The organism is Candidatus Auribacterota bacterium (assembly GCA_026392035.1).
Lineage (GTDB): Bacteria > Auribacterota > Tritonobacteria > UBA1439 > UBA1439 > JAPLCX01.
The window spans coordinates 41,267-57,338 of sequence record JAPLCX010000054.1; the positions used below are offsets into that span (position 1 = coordinate 41,267).

The 16,072-nt window shown below is 58.3% G+C and carries 13 protein-coding genes; all 13 read left to right on the forward strand.

Annotated features, from left to right (window positions below; translation table 11 throughout):
* The first annotated feature begins 76 nt into the window (after positions 1-76).
* The 13 genes from NTX71_05145 (at position 77) to NTX71_05205 (ending at position 15,917) form a co-directional block, all read left to right on the forward strand.
* The gene (locus NTX71_05145; GenBank protein MCX6339289.1) at positions 77-616 is read left to right on the forward strand and encodes a UvrB/UvrC motif-containing protein; all 540 of its coding nucleotides are present in this window, start codon (positions 77-79) and stop codon (positions 614-616) included.
* 59 nt (positions 617-675) lie between these two features.
* On the forward strand, positions 676-1,764 hold the full coding sequence (locus NTX71_05150; protein MCX6339290.1) for a protein arginine kinase: 1,089 nt from the start codon (positions 676-678) through the stop codon (positions 1,762-1,764).
* 78 nt (positions 1,765-1,842) lie between these two features.
* Positions 1,843-4,302, forward strand: a complete 2,460-nt coding sequence (locus NTX71_05155) for an ATP-dependent Clp protease ATP-binding subunit (protein ID MCX6339291.1) — start codon at positions 1,843-1,845, stop codon at positions 4,300-4,302.
* Between the two features lie 371 nt (positions 4,303-4,673).
* Positions 4,674-6,050 carry a DNA repair protein RadA gene (radA, locus tag NTX71_05160; protein MCX6339292.1) on the forward strand — a complete coding sequence of 459 codons (1,377 nt, stop codon included), beginning with the start codon at positions 4,674-4,676 and terminating at the stop codon, positions 6,048-6,050.
* Positions 6,051-6,323: 273 nt separating this feature from the next.
* Entirely contained in the window at positions 6,324-7,037 is a 714-nt protein-coding gene (gene ispD / locus NTX71_05165; GenBank protein MCX6339293.1) for a 2-C-methyl-D-erythritol 4-phosphate cytidylyltransferase, read from the forward strand.
* Between the two features lie 100 nt (positions 7,038-7,137).
* Positions 7,138-7,620, forward strand: a complete 483-nt coding sequence (gene ispF, locus NTX71_05170; GenBank protein ID MCX6339294.1) for a 2-C-methyl-D-erythritol 2,4-cyclodiphosphate synthase — start codon at positions 7,138-7,140, stop codon at positions 7,618-7,620.
* A gap of 297 nt (positions 7,621-7,917) precedes the next feature.
* On the forward strand, positions 7,918-9,390 hold the full coding sequence (gene cysS / locus NTX71_05175; protein ID MCX6339295.1) for a cysteine--tRNA ligase: 1,473 nt from the start codon (positions 7,918-7,920) through the stop codon (positions 9,388-9,390).
* A 138-nt stretch (positions 9,391-9,528) separates the two neighbouring features.
* Positions 9,529-10,179 (forward strand): dTMP kinase, encoded by a 651-nt coding sequence (tmk, locus tag NTX71_05180; GenBank protein ID MCX6339296.1) that lies wholly within the window; start codon positions 9,529-9,531, stop codon positions 10,177-10,179.
* Between the two features lie 23 nt (positions 10,180-10,202).
* The gene (gene holB, locus NTX71_05185) at positions 10,203-11,360 is read left to right on the forward strand and encodes a DNA polymerase III subunit delta' (protein ID MCX6339297.1); all 1,158 of its coding nucleotides are present in this window, start codon (positions 10,203-10,205) and stop codon (positions 11,358-11,360) included.
* Between the two features lie 278 nt (positions 11,361-11,638).
* Positions 11,639-12,460 carry a stage 0 sporulation family protein gene (locus NTX71_05190; protein ID MCX6339298.1) on the forward strand — a complete coding sequence of 274 codons (822 nt, stop codon included), beginning with the start codon at positions 11,639-11,641 and terminating at the stop codon, positions 12,458-12,460.
* Positions 12,453-13,982 carry a methionine--tRNA ligase gene (gene metG, locus NTX71_05195; protein ID MCX6339299.1) on the forward strand — a complete coding sequence of 510 codons (1,530 nt, stop codon included), beginning with the start codon at positions 12,453-12,455 and terminating at the stop codon, positions 13,980-13,982. The genes NTX71_05190 and metG overlap by 8 nt, the downstream gene beginning before the upstream one ends.
* A 105-nt stretch (positions 13,983-14,087) precedes the next feature.
* On the forward strand, positions 14,088-14,861 hold the full coding sequence (locus tag NTX71_05200) for a TatD family hydrolase (GenBank protein MCX6339300.1): 774 nt from the start codon (positions 14,088-14,090) through the stop codon (positions 14,859-14,861).
* A 153-nt stretch (positions 14,862-15,014) separates the two neighbouring features.
* Complete coding sequence (locus tag NTX71_05205) at positions 15,015-15,917, forward strand: ABC transporter permease (GenBank protein ID MCX6339301.1); 903 nt, start codon at positions 15,015-15,017, stop codon at positions 15,915-15,917.
* Positions 15,918-16,072 lie beyond the last annotated feature (155 nt).

Genomic DNA, 16,072 nt, shown 5'->3' on the forward strand with positions numbered 1-16,072 from the left:
ATTTTGGATAGATTTATCCCTCTCATTTGATATAATTTCGTCTGCTGCCATGTGCGCAGGCAGGACGGTGAGATAAATGAACTGCGAGATGTGCAAAAAAAACGAAGCGACGGTGCGCTATACCGAGGTGGTAAACAAGAAGATCATCAAAATGAACCTCTGCGAGGAGTGCGCCAAGAAGAAGGGTGTGACCATCCAGTCCCCGTTCACGATCGCTGACCTGCTCTCAGGGCTGGCTGATCTCGGGTTGCGCGCCGAAGAAGATCTGAAAAAGGTGTGCCCGGGTTGCGGACTCTCCTACATTGACTTCCGGAAGACGGGGCGGCTGGGCTGTGATGGCTGCTATAAGGCGTTCGAGAAGAGCCTCCAGGGGCTGCTGGAAACGATTCATAGAAGCACAACGCACGTGGGCAAGGTCCCCTCGCGGGCGCGCATGGAGATCAATGAGTTGACCATGCTGAAGGACCTGGAAGCGAAGCTGTGCGCGGCGGTGGAGAAGGAGGAGTTCGAGAAGGCCGCGAGTATCAGGGATAAGCTCCAGGCGCTGAAAAAAGAGGTTCGGGGCGGAGGCAGGATGCCAAAGCGGGAGCGGACAAGGGATGCAAAAGAGCGATAGGGACATGCCTCGTGCCGGAACAGATAAGATAGGTGCGGCCTGAAAGAGCAGCAGGAACAATGAGCATTGAAATACTTTTGAACCGGGAGGCTGAATGGCTGATGGGCGGAGGCCCTGATGCCAAGATCGTGGTGAGCAGCCGTGTGCGGTTCGCGAGGAATGTGCGCGGCTTCGTATTTCCAGGCCGCGCGGACACCGAGACGCGAAACAGGGTCCGGGAACTCATCGAGGAGAGCATCGAGCGTTCCAGGCTCATGCAGGGGTCTCTCTCGGTGCGCCTTGATGAGCTCGGGGAACTGGACAGGCAATTCCTGGTCGAGCGTCATCTGATAAGCCGTGAACACGCGAGGGGCGACGAGGGGAGCGCGCTGGCGATCGGCGATAAAGAGATCATGAGCCTGATGGTCAACGAGGAGGACCACCTCCGCCTTCAGATTCTCCGGTCAGGATTCCAGCTCAAGGAAGCCCTCGCGGAGATCAATGAGATGGATGACGAATTGGAGAAGTCCATCGAATACGCCTTCCTCCCGACCGTCGGGTATCTAACCTCCTGCCCCACGAATGTGGGTACCGGCATGAGGGCGTCGGTGATGCTCCATCTCCCCGGCCTGGTGGTGGCAAATCAGATCAATCAGGTGGTGCAGGCGATCGCGAAGCTGGGGCTGGCGGTGAGAGGCCTCTATGGAGAGGGGACAGAGGCATCGGGAAATCTCTTCCAGATATCCAACCAGATCACCCTCGGCATGGCGGAGAAGGATATCGTCGAGAACCTGGAAAAGGTCATCAACCAGATCGTGGAACACGAGAAAAAGGCTCAGCAGGCGCTTTTCAGAAAGAACTTCAAAGCGCTCGAAGACCGGGTATGCAGGGCCTACGGCATGCTGACCGGCGCCCGGATTATCACCTCCAAGGAAACGATCGATCTGCTCTCTGCGCTCAAGATGGGAATCGACTTTCATATTGTTGATATCGATCTGGGCACGATCAATGAGCTCTTTATCGTCACCCAGCCGGCGCACCTCCAGAAACTGGCGGGGAGGGACTTGAAACCGGAGGAGCGTGATGTCGTTCGCGCGGACCTGATCCGCGCGAGGCTCGGAGAAAAGGGGAAGAGAGGCAAATCTCAAAACCCCAGTAGTAAGGATTAAGCACTAAGGATTAAGCGATGAGTAATAAGCTTACCGCTTAATGCTTAATCCTTAGGGCTTATAATGAAGGAGTAACCAATGTTTGACCGTTTTACCGACAGGGCGCGGCGGGTGATCATCCTTGCCCGCAAGGAAGCGGACCGGTTCAATCACAACTACATCGGCACCGAGCACCTCCTTCTCGGCCTGATTCGCCTCGGCCAGGGCGTGGCGGTGAATGTCCTGCGAGGCATGGGCATTGACTTCGAGACGATTCGCATAGAAGTGGAGAAGGCGGTGGGAAGCGGGCCGGAGACCAAGGTCATCGGGGACATCCCGCTCACCGCCAGGGCCAAGAAGGTGATCGAGCTCGCCGTCGAGGAGGCCAGGAATCTCAACCACACGTATATCGGCACCGAGCACCTCCTCCTGGGACTCCTGCAGGAGGGGGAGGGCGTGGCCTCGAAAATTCTCCGCAGCCTCAATGTTGATCTTGAGAAGACGCGGCAGGATGTCCTGAGGGAACTCCAGTCAACGATGGGGCAGCAGGGAGAGGAGGAAGAAAGGGGCACCGAGGGAGAAGATCAGGCGCAGCCGGCAACCAAGAGCAAGTCCCCCGCCCTCAAGGCGTTCGGCCGAAACCTCACCGAGCTCGCGAGAGCCGGAAAGCTCGACCCGATCATCGGGCGGCAGATGGAGATAGAGCGGGTTGTGCAGGTCTTATGCCGGCGGAGGAAGAACAACCCCGTGCTGCTCGGCGAAGCGGGGGTGGGGAAAACGGCGATCGTGGAGGGCCTGGCGCAGAGGATCGTCTGCGGAGAGGTTCCCGAGCTCCTTCGGGACAAGGAGCTCATCACGCTTGACCTCGCGCTGATGGTGGCGGGGACAAAATACCGCGGGCAGTTCGAGGAGAGGATCAAGGCGGTCATGGATGAGATGAGGAAGGCGCAGAATGTCATTCTCTTCATCGACGAGCTGCACACGATCGTGGGCGCGGGGGCGGCCGAGGGCGCCATCGACGCGTCGAATATCCTCAAACCGGCGCTCTCGCGCGGCGAGCTCCAATGCGTGGGCGCGACCACCATGAATGAGTATCGGAAATACATCGAGAAGGATGCCGCCCTGGAGAGGCGCTTCCAGACGATCATTGTTGACCCCCCCACGGTAGCTCAGACGGTGGATATCCTGAAGGGGCTCCGCCGGAAATACGAGGAGTACCACAAGGTCGTGTACACGGATGAGGCGCTGAGCGCCGCCGCCGAGCTCTCGGATCGCTACGTGACCGGCCGCTTCCTCCCCGACAAGGCGATTGATCTTATCGATGAGGCCGGCGCCAAGGCGCGGATCTCCGTGATGACCCGCCCGCCCGATCTTAAGGAGACCGAGGGGGAGATCGAGCTGTTGAGAAAGAGTAAGGAGGAGATGATCAAAGATCAGAACTTCGAGAAAGCCGCGAGCCTGAGAGACCAGGAAAAGAAGAAGCGGGGCAGCCTCCAGACCGTCCTCACGAAGTGGCGCGAAGAACAGGTCAACAGGGTGGTGAAGGTGGCGGAGGATGATATCGCCCAGATCGTCTCGAAGTGGACCGGTGTCCCGGTCTCGCGGCTCGAGGAGGCGGAGACCGAAAAGCTGCTGCGCATGGAGCAGGAGCTCCAGAAAATCGTCGTGGGCCAGGGTGAGGGGGTGAGCACGATATCCAAGGCGCTGAGACGCTCTCGCGCGCAGCTCAAAGACCCCCGGCGCCCCATCGGCTCGTTCATTTTTCTGGGGCCGACGGGAGTGGGCAAAACGCTCCTCGCGAAAGCGATGGCGGAATTCATGTTCGGCGACGAGGACGCCCTCATCCAGCTCGATATGTCCGAATACGCTGAAAAATTCTCCGCGTCGCGGCTCATGGGGTCGCCGCCGGGGTACGTTGGCTACGAGGAGGGCGGGCAGCTCACCGAGCAGGTGCGCCGGCGGCCCTATTCCATCGTGCTCTTCGACGAGATCGAGAAGGCTCACCCCGATGTCATGCACGTGCTGCTCCAGATCCTCGAGGAGGGCAAGCTTACCGACAGCCTCGGTCGCACGGTGAATTTCAGGAATACCGCGGTGATCATGACCTCCAACATAGGCGCGGAGCTCCTCAAGAAGCAGAGCACCGTCGGGTTCGGCGCGGCGGATGAGGCCTCTGATTATAGGGGGATGAAAGACAAAATCATGGGTGAGGTCAAGAAAATATTCAAGCCGGAGTTCCTCAACCGTGTTGATGACATGGTCGTCTTCAGGGCGCTCAACAGGGATGATCTGATGAAGATCGTGGACATTGAGACGCGGAAGGTGGAGGAGCGCCTGCAGAATCAGGGTGTGCACATCACGCTCGATGATAAGGCCAGGGACTACCTCATCGAGAAGGGGTATAACCCCCAATTCGGCGCGAGGCCGCTCAGGAGAGCGATCGAGCGAGGCATCGAAGACAAGCTCGCGGAAGAGATACTCAGGGGGAGGATCAAGAGGGGATCGAACGTGGCGGTCAGCTCTGACGGGAAGGAGCTGCTATTCCCGGACCTGAACTAACTTCCACCGAACACGTAAATTAATTTGTAATCACGGATAAACACAGATTGTGCGCTACAGTTAAAGGTGTAAGGTCAAAAGTGTAAAAAGGAGCGCGCGTCTCATACTTTATGCCTTGGGCTTTTTGCTGTTTTGCAATCTGTGTTCATCCGTGTTCATCTGTGGCTAGTTATATTAAACCGTGGTTTTTATATGTCGATCTTCTATGTTGGTTGTAGTTAGTTTCCAATCCGTTCGGCGGAATATCACGGTGATGTGCGTGGGGGCTCCATCGGCAGCACCTCATGACGCCCCGAGGCACAATACGACGATTCAGGCGGGGGGGACGTATGTCCCCCCTGCTCGTATTTCCATAGAAGATTCTACCTGTGATGAAAAACTCAAAAGCAAGATCCGTGTTTGTGTGCCAGGCCTGCGGCCATGAATCAGCGCGGTGGGTCGGGAAATGCCCCGGCTGCGGAGCCTGGAATTCACTCGAGGAAGAGGCGGCGCGGAAGGAGGGAAAGGGCCATCCGCCCGCTTCAGGGGAGCCGGCGAGGAGAATCGGAGACCTCGATGAGTCGAAACAGGAGCGGACGAGCACCGGTATCGCTGAATTTGATGGGCTCCTGGGTGGCGGGATTGTGCGGGGCTCGTTCATCCTCATCGGCGGTGAGCCGGGGATCGGGAAGTCAACGCTGATGCTCCAGGTCGCGGCCGCCCTTGCGAAAGGGGGCGCGCGCGTGCTCTACGTGAGCGCTGAGGAATCTTTCCCGCAAACGAAGTTGCGCGCCCAGCGGATAGGGGCAGAGGCGGAGACGCTATTCATTTTATGCGAAGCAGATATAGAGGCTGTCATCGCGGAGGCGAAAAAAACGGATGTGTCAATCGTGGTCGTTGATTCCATCCAGATCGTGTATCATCCTGAGATCCCCTCCGGCCCGGGGAGCGTGAATCAGGTGAGGGGGTGCGCGGCCGCGCTCATGCGGACGGCGAAGAGCCAGGGCATCAGCATCTTTATCGTGGGGCATGTGACAAAATCAGGCGATATTGCCGGCCCGCGCATGCTGGAGCATATGGTTGACACAGTCCTCTACTTCGAAGGTGATCGGCACCAGGCGTACCGCGTGTTGAGGACTCGGAAAAACCGCTTCGGCTCCACGGAGGAGGTGGGTATATTTTCCATGGGGCCCGGAGGGCTGAAAGAGGTCGGTGATCCCTCCAGACTGTTCTTGCAGGAGCGGAGGCCGGAAAATGCGGGGAGCGTGGTGACACCCGCCATGGAGGGGACCCGTCCCATCATGGTGGAGATCCAGGCGCTCGTCGGGGCTCGCAGCTTCGGCGTCCCCCAGCGGAGGAGCCTGGGAGTTGATTACAACAGGCTCTGCATGCTGATCGCGGTGCTTGAGACGCGCGCGGGTTTGAGCCTCCGCGACCGTGATGTGTTCGTCAGCGTCGCGGGAGGCCTGACGGTCGAAGAGACGGCTATTGATCTCGCCATCGCGCTCGCCCTCGCGTCGAGTCTGAGGGGGGCATCGGTCGCGCCGGATATGATCGCAATCGGGGAGGTCGGCCTCGGCGGAGAGCTCAGGGGGTGCCAGCATACCGAGCGTCGCCTGCGTGAGGCGGGCAAGCTCGGTTTCAGGCGCGCCATCCTCCCTCGCTCAAGCGCCGGTGAGGGAATGGAGCGCTTCGGGTTGAAACTCGTGCCGTGTGAAACCGTCGGGGAGGCAATAAAAGCGGTGGTAACAAGTAACGCTGCAGATTGAGCGGAATATGTTCTGCCGCGGATGAGCGCGGATGCACACGAATTAGTAATAAAAGCGCTGTCGTGGCTGTAAGAAGTTCTGATGGAGTGTGTCATTCCTGTGGAAGCCTGCCTAAGCCGAAGCGGTCGCCGACGCTCCAGAGCTTTAGCGGCGGGGCGCTTCGCGCAGGCAGGCAGGAATCCAGTAGCTGTCAGGTGTGGTGTGCTGGAGATCCTTCTCTCTATTTCCAAATCCGCGGAATCCGTTTAATCCGCGGTTTAAAAACATAACTACATGGAAACAGTGGCGATAGTCGTGGCGGCGGGAGCGGGCCGCAGGATGGGGAGCCTGTGCAAGGCGCTCCTCGACATCAGCGGCAAACCGATCCTCACCTACTCACTCGAGGTGCTGCAAAAATCCGACCTCATCGATGGCATATGTGTCGTCGTGCAACCGGAGCTCATGGACTCGTTTAAAAAGGAATCCTCGATCCGGTGGCCGTTCGAGAAGATCTTCGCCTGGGTCGCCGGCGGAGCGCGCAGGCAGGACTCCGTCGCCGCGGCGCTGAACGTTGTTCCAGGTGATGTGTCACTGATCGCCGTGCACGATGCGGCACGCCCTTTTATCACGGGCGCGCTACTGCAGAGGCTGATTGCCGCCGCCCGAGTGAGGGGCGCGGCGATCCCGGCGATTGAGGTTGTGGATACGATCAAGGAGATGACAGACTCAGGAATCGTGGGCCGGTCGCTCGACAGGGGAAAGCTGCGGGCAGTACAGACCCCCCAGGTGTTTGACGCAGAGCTCCTGCGGCGGGCATACCGCAACGCGGAGAAAGCCGGGATCACGGCCACGGACGATGCCGCGCTTGTCGAGCTCATCGGGCATGAGGTCGCCGTGGTTGAGGGGAGCCGCGCCAATATCAAGATCACCCTGCGGGACGATCTGGAATTGGCAGAGAAGATACTAAAACAAAAATCCCAAATCCCAAATCCCAAATCCCAAAGATGAGCGGAGCAGGATTAGCGAATTGCCTGCAATCTACCGCGTTCGAAGACCTACTGCTGCTGTTGATTATGTTATCATTTGAGAGTCGATTATGGAGGGGTAGATGAGAATCGGGATAGGTTTTGATGCGCATCGTTTTGTCGAGGGGCGACAGCTCGTCATCGGCGGCGTTCGCATCCCCCATCCGAAGGGTCTGGAGGGGCACTCTGATGCGGATGTGCTCCTGCACGCGATCTGTGATGCGATGCTCGGTGCGCTCGCCCTCGGAGATATCGGCGCTCACTTTCCTGACAGCGATGCGCGTTTCAAGAACATCGCGAGCACCGAACTCCTCCGCCAGGTGAAAGAGATGGTCTCGAGGAAAGGGTACCGCGTGGGCAATATTGATGCGGCAATCATCGCGCAGGAGCCGAGGATGGCTCCGCACGTCAATGCGATGCGCCGGAATATCGCAGCAGTGCTCGAGTGCGCAGAGGATGAGGTGGGGATCAAGGCGACCACCACCGAGGGGATGGGGTTTTGCGGCCGCGGCGAGGGCATTGCGGCGATGGCAGTTGTTTGTCTGGAAAAGATAAAAACAGTTTGAGCCGTTTAATAGCAATAATATCTTGCAGTTCAAACGGCTCACACGACTCAAACAGTTCAAGCCTTTTGTGAGCCTTCCGGGTCTGAAGAGCATGACGAGGGACGAGAGCAAAAAAGACAAGGGGAGCGCAGTTCTATGCTCCTCTCCGGTGTGCACTCACCGGTCAGACGAGCGGTCTGGAGCTCAAGGATATACTGAAACTGATGGGGAAGCAGAGAATCCTGCAACGGCTTGAGAAAGCAATTTCAGCTGTAAGTGGTAAGGATTAAGCAGTACGCATTAGGTAGGAAACAACAGATGCAGCAGGAATCGAAGCTCAAGGTGTACAACACCGCCACGAGGCGCGTGGAGGAGTTCCACTCTCTCAAACCCCGAGAAGTGGGGATGTACGTTTGCGGGCCGACAGTGTACGATGACTGCCACATGGGGCATGCGAGGATGATGGTGGCGTTTGAGGTGGTCATCCGATGGCTTGAATACCGTGGCTTCAAGGTAAAGTATGTGCTTAATATTACTGATATCGACGACAAAATTATCAAGCGGGCTGCGGAACGGGGAATGCCGTGCTCGGAGCTTGCGGAGCATTATCTCGAAGAGTTCCATAAGGATATGGACAGGCTTGCATTGAGAAATCCGACGGTTGAGCCGAGGGCCACGGCTCACATCCAGGAGATGATAAAACTGATTTCCGCACTTTGGGAGAAGGGCTTCGCCTATGAGGCTAATGGCGATGTGTACTATGATGTGAGCCGGTTCCCCAATTACGGGAAACTTTCAAGAAGAAATACCGATGAGTTGCTTGCTGGCGCCAGGGTGGAGATTAACGAGCGCAAGAAGAACCCGCTTGATTTTGTCCTCTGGAAGTCCGCGAAACCGGGCGAGCCGCAGTGGCCCAGCCCGTGGGGACCCGGAAGGCCTGGCTGGCATATCGAGTGCTCAACCATGTCAACGAAGTATCTTGGCAAGACGTTTGATATCCATGGAGGAGGCCAGGATCTCATTTTCCCGCACCACGAAAATGAAATCGCGCAGTCCGAGGGCGCGACGGGGAATCCCCTAGCTTGTTACTGGCTGCATAACGCACTTGTGATGGTGGACGAGACAAAGATGTCAAAGTCTCTCGGTAATTTTTTTACGCTAAAAGAAGTGTTCCAGAAATATGACCCGCACGTGGTCAGATATTTTCTCCTGAGCAAACACTATCGCACCCCTATAGATTTTTCCGAGAGCAGCCTGTCCGAGGCGCGCGTTTCTCTCCGCCGCCTTGATGAGTGCGTTGCGCGCGCTCAGGAAGCCGTGGGGGGGGTGATCGAACCGGCGGCAGCATGCCCGGAGCGGTTCGTCGCAGCGATGGACGAGGATTTCAATACGACCGAGGCGCTCGGCGTTGTGTTCAATTTGGTGAGCAGGGCTCATGTCGAACTTGACGGGAGGGGAACCGGCTGGGCTGAGAGCGCCCGCAGGATCGCGGCGGATATTCGTAAGTGCTGCGAGGTGCTGGGGATACCATTGGTCACGGGCGAGGCCGTGCGCGTGACCGCCGCGGAGGAGGCGTTTGACAGGGAAGGGATCGAGCGTCTGCTCGGACGGGAATCGCTCAGCCAGGCCGAAGTCGAGAAGCTCCTGAAGGCACGGAACGCCCTGAGGGCCCGGAAGGAGTTTTCTCTTGCTGACCGGATCAGGCTGAGAGTCCAGGCGATGGGATATGAGGTGAGGGACGATAAGGGGAAAGGGAGCATGGCACGCAAGGGCATGAAAAGGAAGGTTTGAACCGTTTGAGCTGTGTGAGCCGGTTGAACGGTTTGAGCCGTTTAATGGTAGTGCGTCTGGCGGCTCAAACGATTCGAACAGTTGAAACGGTTCAAACGATATCAACCAGTCCGATGATCGAGAAACGGGGGATGATCCATGAGGGGCAAATTTATTACCATCGAGGGGCCCGAGGGGTGCGGCAAGACGACACAGTCGAATATTCTAGTCCAGCATATCAAGGAGCAGGGGTATGAGGTGATTCTTACGCGCGAGCCTGGTGGGACGAGGATCGGGGAGGTGATCAGGGCGCTCGTGCTCGATGCGAAGTATGAGGAGATGGTACCGCTCACGGAGCTGCTGCTGATGGCGGCGAGCCGCTCCCAGCATGTGCTTGAGAAGATCAGGCCCGGCCTCAAGGAAGGGAAGATGGTGATCTGTTCCCGCTTCTCCGACGCCACGATCGCCTACCAGGGGTGCGGGCGTGGTTTTGACATCGATCTGCTGAAGAGGATCAACAGAATTGCCACGGGAGGATTGGCGCCTGATCTGACGCTCGTGATCGACATCGACGTCACCACAGGCCTCCGACGCGCCTTCGGCGTGGAAAAAGCCGAGGCGAGGAGCGGCGAGGGTGACCGCCTCGAGAGCGAGGATATCGGATTCCACGAACGGGTCAGACAGGGCTACCTGGATCTCGCGCACAAGGAGCCGGAGCGTGTGAAGGTAATAGGCGGGAGCGGGACCATCGATGAGGTGAGCGCCGCCATCAGGAAGGCAGTGGATGCAGTGGTAAGGATTACGCAGTAAGGATTAAGCAAGGGATAACTCGAATGGCACTGAGTGAGATCAAGGGGCAGGAGCGAGCAGTGGGTCTTTTGAAGAAGAGACTCGCCGCAGGGCGGCTGGCGCACGCCTACCTTTTCTATGGGCCTGAGGGTATCGGGAAGGAGCTCACCGCGAAGAACTTCGCAAAGCTGCTCAACTGCCGCTCTCCGAGCCATGGCGACGCGTGCGACTTCTGTGAGGACTGCGTTGCCGCGGAGAAACACGTCCATCCCGACATCATCTGGCTGCGGCCACAGGGGAAGGGCCGCGTGATTCCCATAGGCGACCCGGACAACCCTAAGAAAGGTACAGTGAGGCATTTCCAGAGAACCGTCTCGCTGAAGCCGTACATGGGAAGATGGAAGGTAGGAATTTTCACTGACGCCCACGCATTGCAGAGAGACGCTGCGGGAGCCCTGCTCAAAACGCTCGAGGAGCCTCCCGCGCACACGCTGCTCATCCTTGTTACTTCGCGTCCCGACATGCTTCTCCCGACGATCATCTCGCGCTGCCAGGCGGTGCGGTTCGAGGCCATGCCCCAGGAGACCCTTGAGGGGATACTCAGGAGCGAGTATTCGCTCGCTCGGGCAGAGGCGGGAGATCTCAGCCGCCTCATGGAGGGGCGACTGGGAGAGGCGGTGAGGGCGTTGCGCGAGGAACGGCTCGGCGGGACGAGAGAGCTGACGGCGCGCCTGGCGGATGGGGACAGGGGATACTGGAGCACGGTTGCGAAACTCCTCAGCGTCATCGACAGTTCGGTGATGCGCACTGAAGAAGCCGTTGAATGGGAGCTTGCGGAAAAGGGGATACGGGCGCGGCGCAGTGAAGAAAGGACTGCCGCGCGTGAAGAGGAGGGAGAAGATGTCGAGGAGCAGCGCGAGGCGTTCGCCGCGGGCGAGGTGAGGCGCAGGCAGGAGGAATTATTGAAGGAGCTTCTCACATGGTACAGGGATCTCATGGTCTGGAAGCTCACGGCCTCGGGAGAGCTGCTGGTAGGCGCGGGAGGGGCTGTTCGGGCGGCCCGCACGGCAGGGGGCATGAACCTCAGTTGCATTCAGGAGTCGATCCAGCTCATTGAGACTGCCCTTCGTTCCGTGAGAGGCAATACCGATTTCCGCACAGCGGTGGAGAACCTTCTCGTGCAGTTGGTGGCGATGCGGTGAGGGCCCGTCAATGCGCAGCCCGTGAGGAGTGAAGGAGGCAGGGGCTCAATGGGGGATCAGCGCGTGAGCGTATCACTCACGTGCTCGATTGCGAGCTTGCCCTGCTTGTCCCGAGCATTGCGAGGGGAGCGAAGTCGAAGGGATAGCTTGATGTCTGGGAATTTCAATGTTTTAACCACTGAGGGCACTGAATTTACTGAAAACCGAAGAATAGACAATGTTTTCAGTGTTCTCAGTATATTCAGTGTCTTCAGTGGTATAAATATAGGGAGGCAATCGTGTATAAGGTCGTTGAGGTGAGGCTCAGAGAATTAGGAAGGATGCACTATTTCAACTGCGGGCAACAGAACTATCCCGTCGGCGAGTATGTGATCGTGGAGGCGGACCGCGGTGAGGACTACGGCTTCGTCATGTCCGAAGCCGAGATGATCCTGGATAGCGAAGTGGAGCACCCCCTCCGGAACATCATCCGGCGGCTCACCCCCGCTGACGAGCAAAAGATCACGGAGAACAGCAGGGACGCCAAAACCGCGATGGAGGTCTGCAACGGCAAGATCGTTGAGCGTAAGCTCCCGATGAAGCTCATCGACGTGGAGTATTCGTTCGACCGTGCAAAGATCATCTTCTATTTCACCGCAGAGGGGCGGGTTGACTTCAGAGACCTCGTCAGGGATCTCGCATCCCGCTTCAAGGTGCGCATCGAGCTCAGGCAGATCGGCGTTCGGGATGAGGCGCGCATGCTCGGCGGCATCGGCTGCTGCGGGCGGCAGCTCTGCTGCGCCACGTTCCTCAAGGATTTCGAAGCGGTCAATATCCGCATGGCAAAGGAGCAGCGGCTCCCCCTCAACCCGAGCAAGATCTCGGGGCTCTGCGGACGCCTCCTCTGCTGCCTTCGTTACGAGTCTGAGGTCTATAAGGAGCTGCAGCGCGCCATGCCGAAGGAGGGGACGACGGTGAGCACGGCGTACGGCGAGGGGCGGGTTACGGATATCAACATTCTCAAGCAGAGCGTGTCGGTCGAGCTGGAGAACGGGCGCATCGTCCAGGTGGATGTCAAGGGCGTTGACAGGCCCAAGGGGAAGAGCAGGACGAATGAGTAAGGCATTCTATCTCACCACGGCGATTGATTATGTGAATGCCCTCCCCCACGTCGGGACGGCCTATGAGAAGATAGGCGCGGACGCGCTGGCGCGCTTCATGCGGCTCAAGGGCGTCGAGACCTATTTTCTCATGGGCGTGGACGAGCACAGCGCCAACGTGGAGCGGCAGGCGCGCGAGAAGGGTATGTCGCCGCAGGCGTATTGCGATGAGATGAGCGGGGAGTTTGAGGCTGTCTGGCGCGCGCTGGGGGTATCGTATGACCGTTTCATCAGAACCTCCCAGCGTACTCACGTTGAAACGGTGAGAGCGATTTTTAAAACGATATATGAAAAGGGCGAAATTTATCGGGGGATGTACCGCGGGTGGTATTGCCTCTCGTGTGAGGCGTTCCTCAAGGATTCTGATCTTGTCGACGGTCTCTGCCCCTCGCATGGAAAGAAGCCCCAGTGGATCGAGGAGGAGAACTATTTCTTTGCGCTCTCGCGCTATCAGGGTGCGCTCAGGAAGCACATTGAGGATCACCCCTCCTTTATCCGCCCCGAAATCAGGAGGAATGAGATCGTGCGTTTCCTCTCGGAGGGGCTGGAGGACATAAGCGTCTCGCGCGCCGGGGTGGCGTGGGGCATCCGGTGCCCCTTCGATGAATCGCAGGCGATCTACGTCTGGTTTGACGCCCTGATAAACTACGTTTCTGGGGCGGGGTATCTGGATGAACCGGAGGCGTACGCGCATCGCTGGCCGGCGGACGTGCACATCATAGGAAAGGACATCACCCGGTTCCACTGTCTGATCTGGCCGGCGATGCTCATGGCCGCCGGCCTCCCCCTGCCGAAGTCGGTCTGGGGGCACGGCTTTGTGCGTCTCGGCGGTGAGAAGATGAGCAAAACCAGGGGGACCGCCGTGGATCCGGTGAACATCGCGCGAGAGTACGGGGCCGACGCGCTGCGCTATTTCCTCCTCAGGGAGGTCCCCTTCGACCGGGACGGTGAGTTCACGATGGAGAAGTTCCTCACGAGATACCAGGCTGACCTCGCGAATGATCTCGGCAATCTCTGCCAGAGGACGCTCGTACTCGTCATGAAATACCTTGACGGCGCGATACCGGCGCCTTCGGCGGATGTCGCGGATACGGACGGAGCGCTGCGGGGCGTCCTCGCTGGCATTCGGGAACCGTTCTGCAGCGATATGGAGGGGCTCCGCTTCAGCGCGGCGCTTGAAAGGATCTGGTCGGCCGTGGCCCACTGCAACAGGTATATAGATGAATCCGCCCCCTGGAGGCTCCGCAAGGATGCCGGGCAGCAGGCGCGATTCGCGGCGGTAGTGTATAATCTCTGCGAGTCGCTGCGTATCCTCTCTATCCTTATCCAGCCCATTATGCCGATGGCGGCGGCGGCGATCAGGGCGCAGCTGGGCCTCCCGGCGTCGTCGGCGGGCGCTTGGAGCGACGCGGGGCGTTGGGGCATGCTCACTCCGGGAGCGAAGATAGGGGAGGTCAGGCCGATATTCCCCAGGAAAGAGTAGCGGTAAGGATTAAGCCGTAAGGATTAAGCTATACGTGGTATGGAATATATGTATTTGCTTACTGCTTACTGCTTACTGCTTAATCCTTAATCCTGGTTGCTATCCATGCTCATTGATACTCACGCGCACCTCACTGACAATAAGTTCAGCGGCGATCTGAACGAGGTGATTGCCCGGGCGGAGGAGAACGGTGTTTCCGCCATCATCGATGTGGGGGAGAGCCTCGCCACGTCGCGCCGGTGCCTCGCGCACGCGGGACAGCACAGGAATATTTTTTCATCGGTGGGAATCCACCCCCACCACGCCGCGGGCGCTTCGGAGACGGACCTGGAGGGAATCGCGCGTCTCGCAGATGATCTTACGGTTGTTGCCATCGGCGAAACGGGGCTCGATTACTATCGCCGGTCGGCCTCTGGCGAGTCGCAGGTGAAGTTGTTCAAGAGATTGCTGCAGCTTGCGATTGAGAAGGGGCTGCCGGTGATCGTGCACTGCCGTGATGCCTATGCAGACGTGATCGCTCTGTTAAGAGAGGCCGGTGGCGAGGGCGTGCGGGGGGTGCTCCACTGCTTTTCGGGGAACGGCGGGGATGCGGACGCGCTCCTTGAGATGGGATATTATATTTCTGTCGGCGGGCCGTTGACCTATCCGGGGAATGCCTTGCTGAGGAGCATTGTGCGGCATTTGCCGCTGGAGCGCATTCTTGTGGAGACCGACTGCCCCTATCTTCCGCCGCAGGGGCATCGCGGGAAAAGGAATGAGCCCGCGTATCTGGCATTTGTAGTAGAGGGGCTGGCGCGGCTCCGCGGTAGTACGGTCGCGGAGATCGAATCGATCACCACGTCAAATGCCCTTAAGTTGTTTAACAAAATAAGGCAATAGAACTTCAAAAGCCAAAATTCAAAACAAATTCCAAATCACGAATGCAAAATCACGAATATAGGCCGCATGGTCAATATCGAAGTTTCGAGCTTTGGATTTATTTTGGATTTTGAGATTTGAAGTTTGAGATTTTGATTTCTCAGGCGTACGATCATGATGCGCGTACAGAAACAACAACTTGTCATACTACACGAAGATAGTACACCCAGGGGAAGAAGCCTCTGGCACCAGGCATGGCGCAGGCTCCTCAGAAACAAAATGGCGGTGGGCGGAGGGATTGTGGTTGTTGCCATGGCCGTGCTCGCCGTCGCCGCGCCCTGGCTTTCTCCGTATGGCTACGACGAGACCTCCGCTGCGCAGTTCCAGCCGCCCTCCGCGAAGCACCTCATGGGAACGGACATTCACGGACGCGATCTCCTGACGCGCGTTCTGTACGGGGCGAGGCTCTCGCTGAGCATCGGCCTTGTGGCGACGCTTGTGAGCGTCGTCATCGGTGTCGGCTACGGAGCGGTATCAGGCTATGCCGGCGGTGAGGCTGACAACGTCATGATGCGCATCGTGGACATTATCTACTCGCTGCCGTACATGTTCTTTGTCATCATCCTCGTCGCCGTGTTCGGGCGAAGCGTCCTCCTCCTTTTCTTGGCGCTTGGGGCGGTCCAGTGGCTCACGGTCGCCCGAATCGTGCGCGGCCAGGTGCTCTCCATCAGGGAAAAGGAATTCATCCAGGCGAGTCACGCCGTGGGAGCGGGGCACCTCAGGATTATTGTCAATCATCTCCTCCCGAATGTGCTGGGCCCGGTGGTTGTCTATATGACGCTGACGGTCCCCGCCGTGATGCTCCAGGAGGCGTTTTTGAGTTTCCTCGGCCTCGGTGTCCCGCCCCCCTCAAGCTCATGGGGAACGCTCATCGCCGATGGCGCCTCCGGCATTAACATGCTGCGAATCTACTGGTGGCTGCTCGTCTTCCCGGGCGCCGCCATGGCCCTGACGCTCCTCGCGCTCAACTTTTTCGGCGACGGCCTCCGCGATGCGATTGATCCGCAGTTGAGGTAAAAATATGTAGAATGCTGTTCCGGAACAATTAAAACCGGACAGTGGGAACAATTAAAACCGGACTGGTGTAAGGAGTATCCTGTTCTTTGACAGAGGGAAGAGAGGAGCCCCCATGGGGGCTCGCGGCCTAACTTGACTGGTACTAATTATTGTGT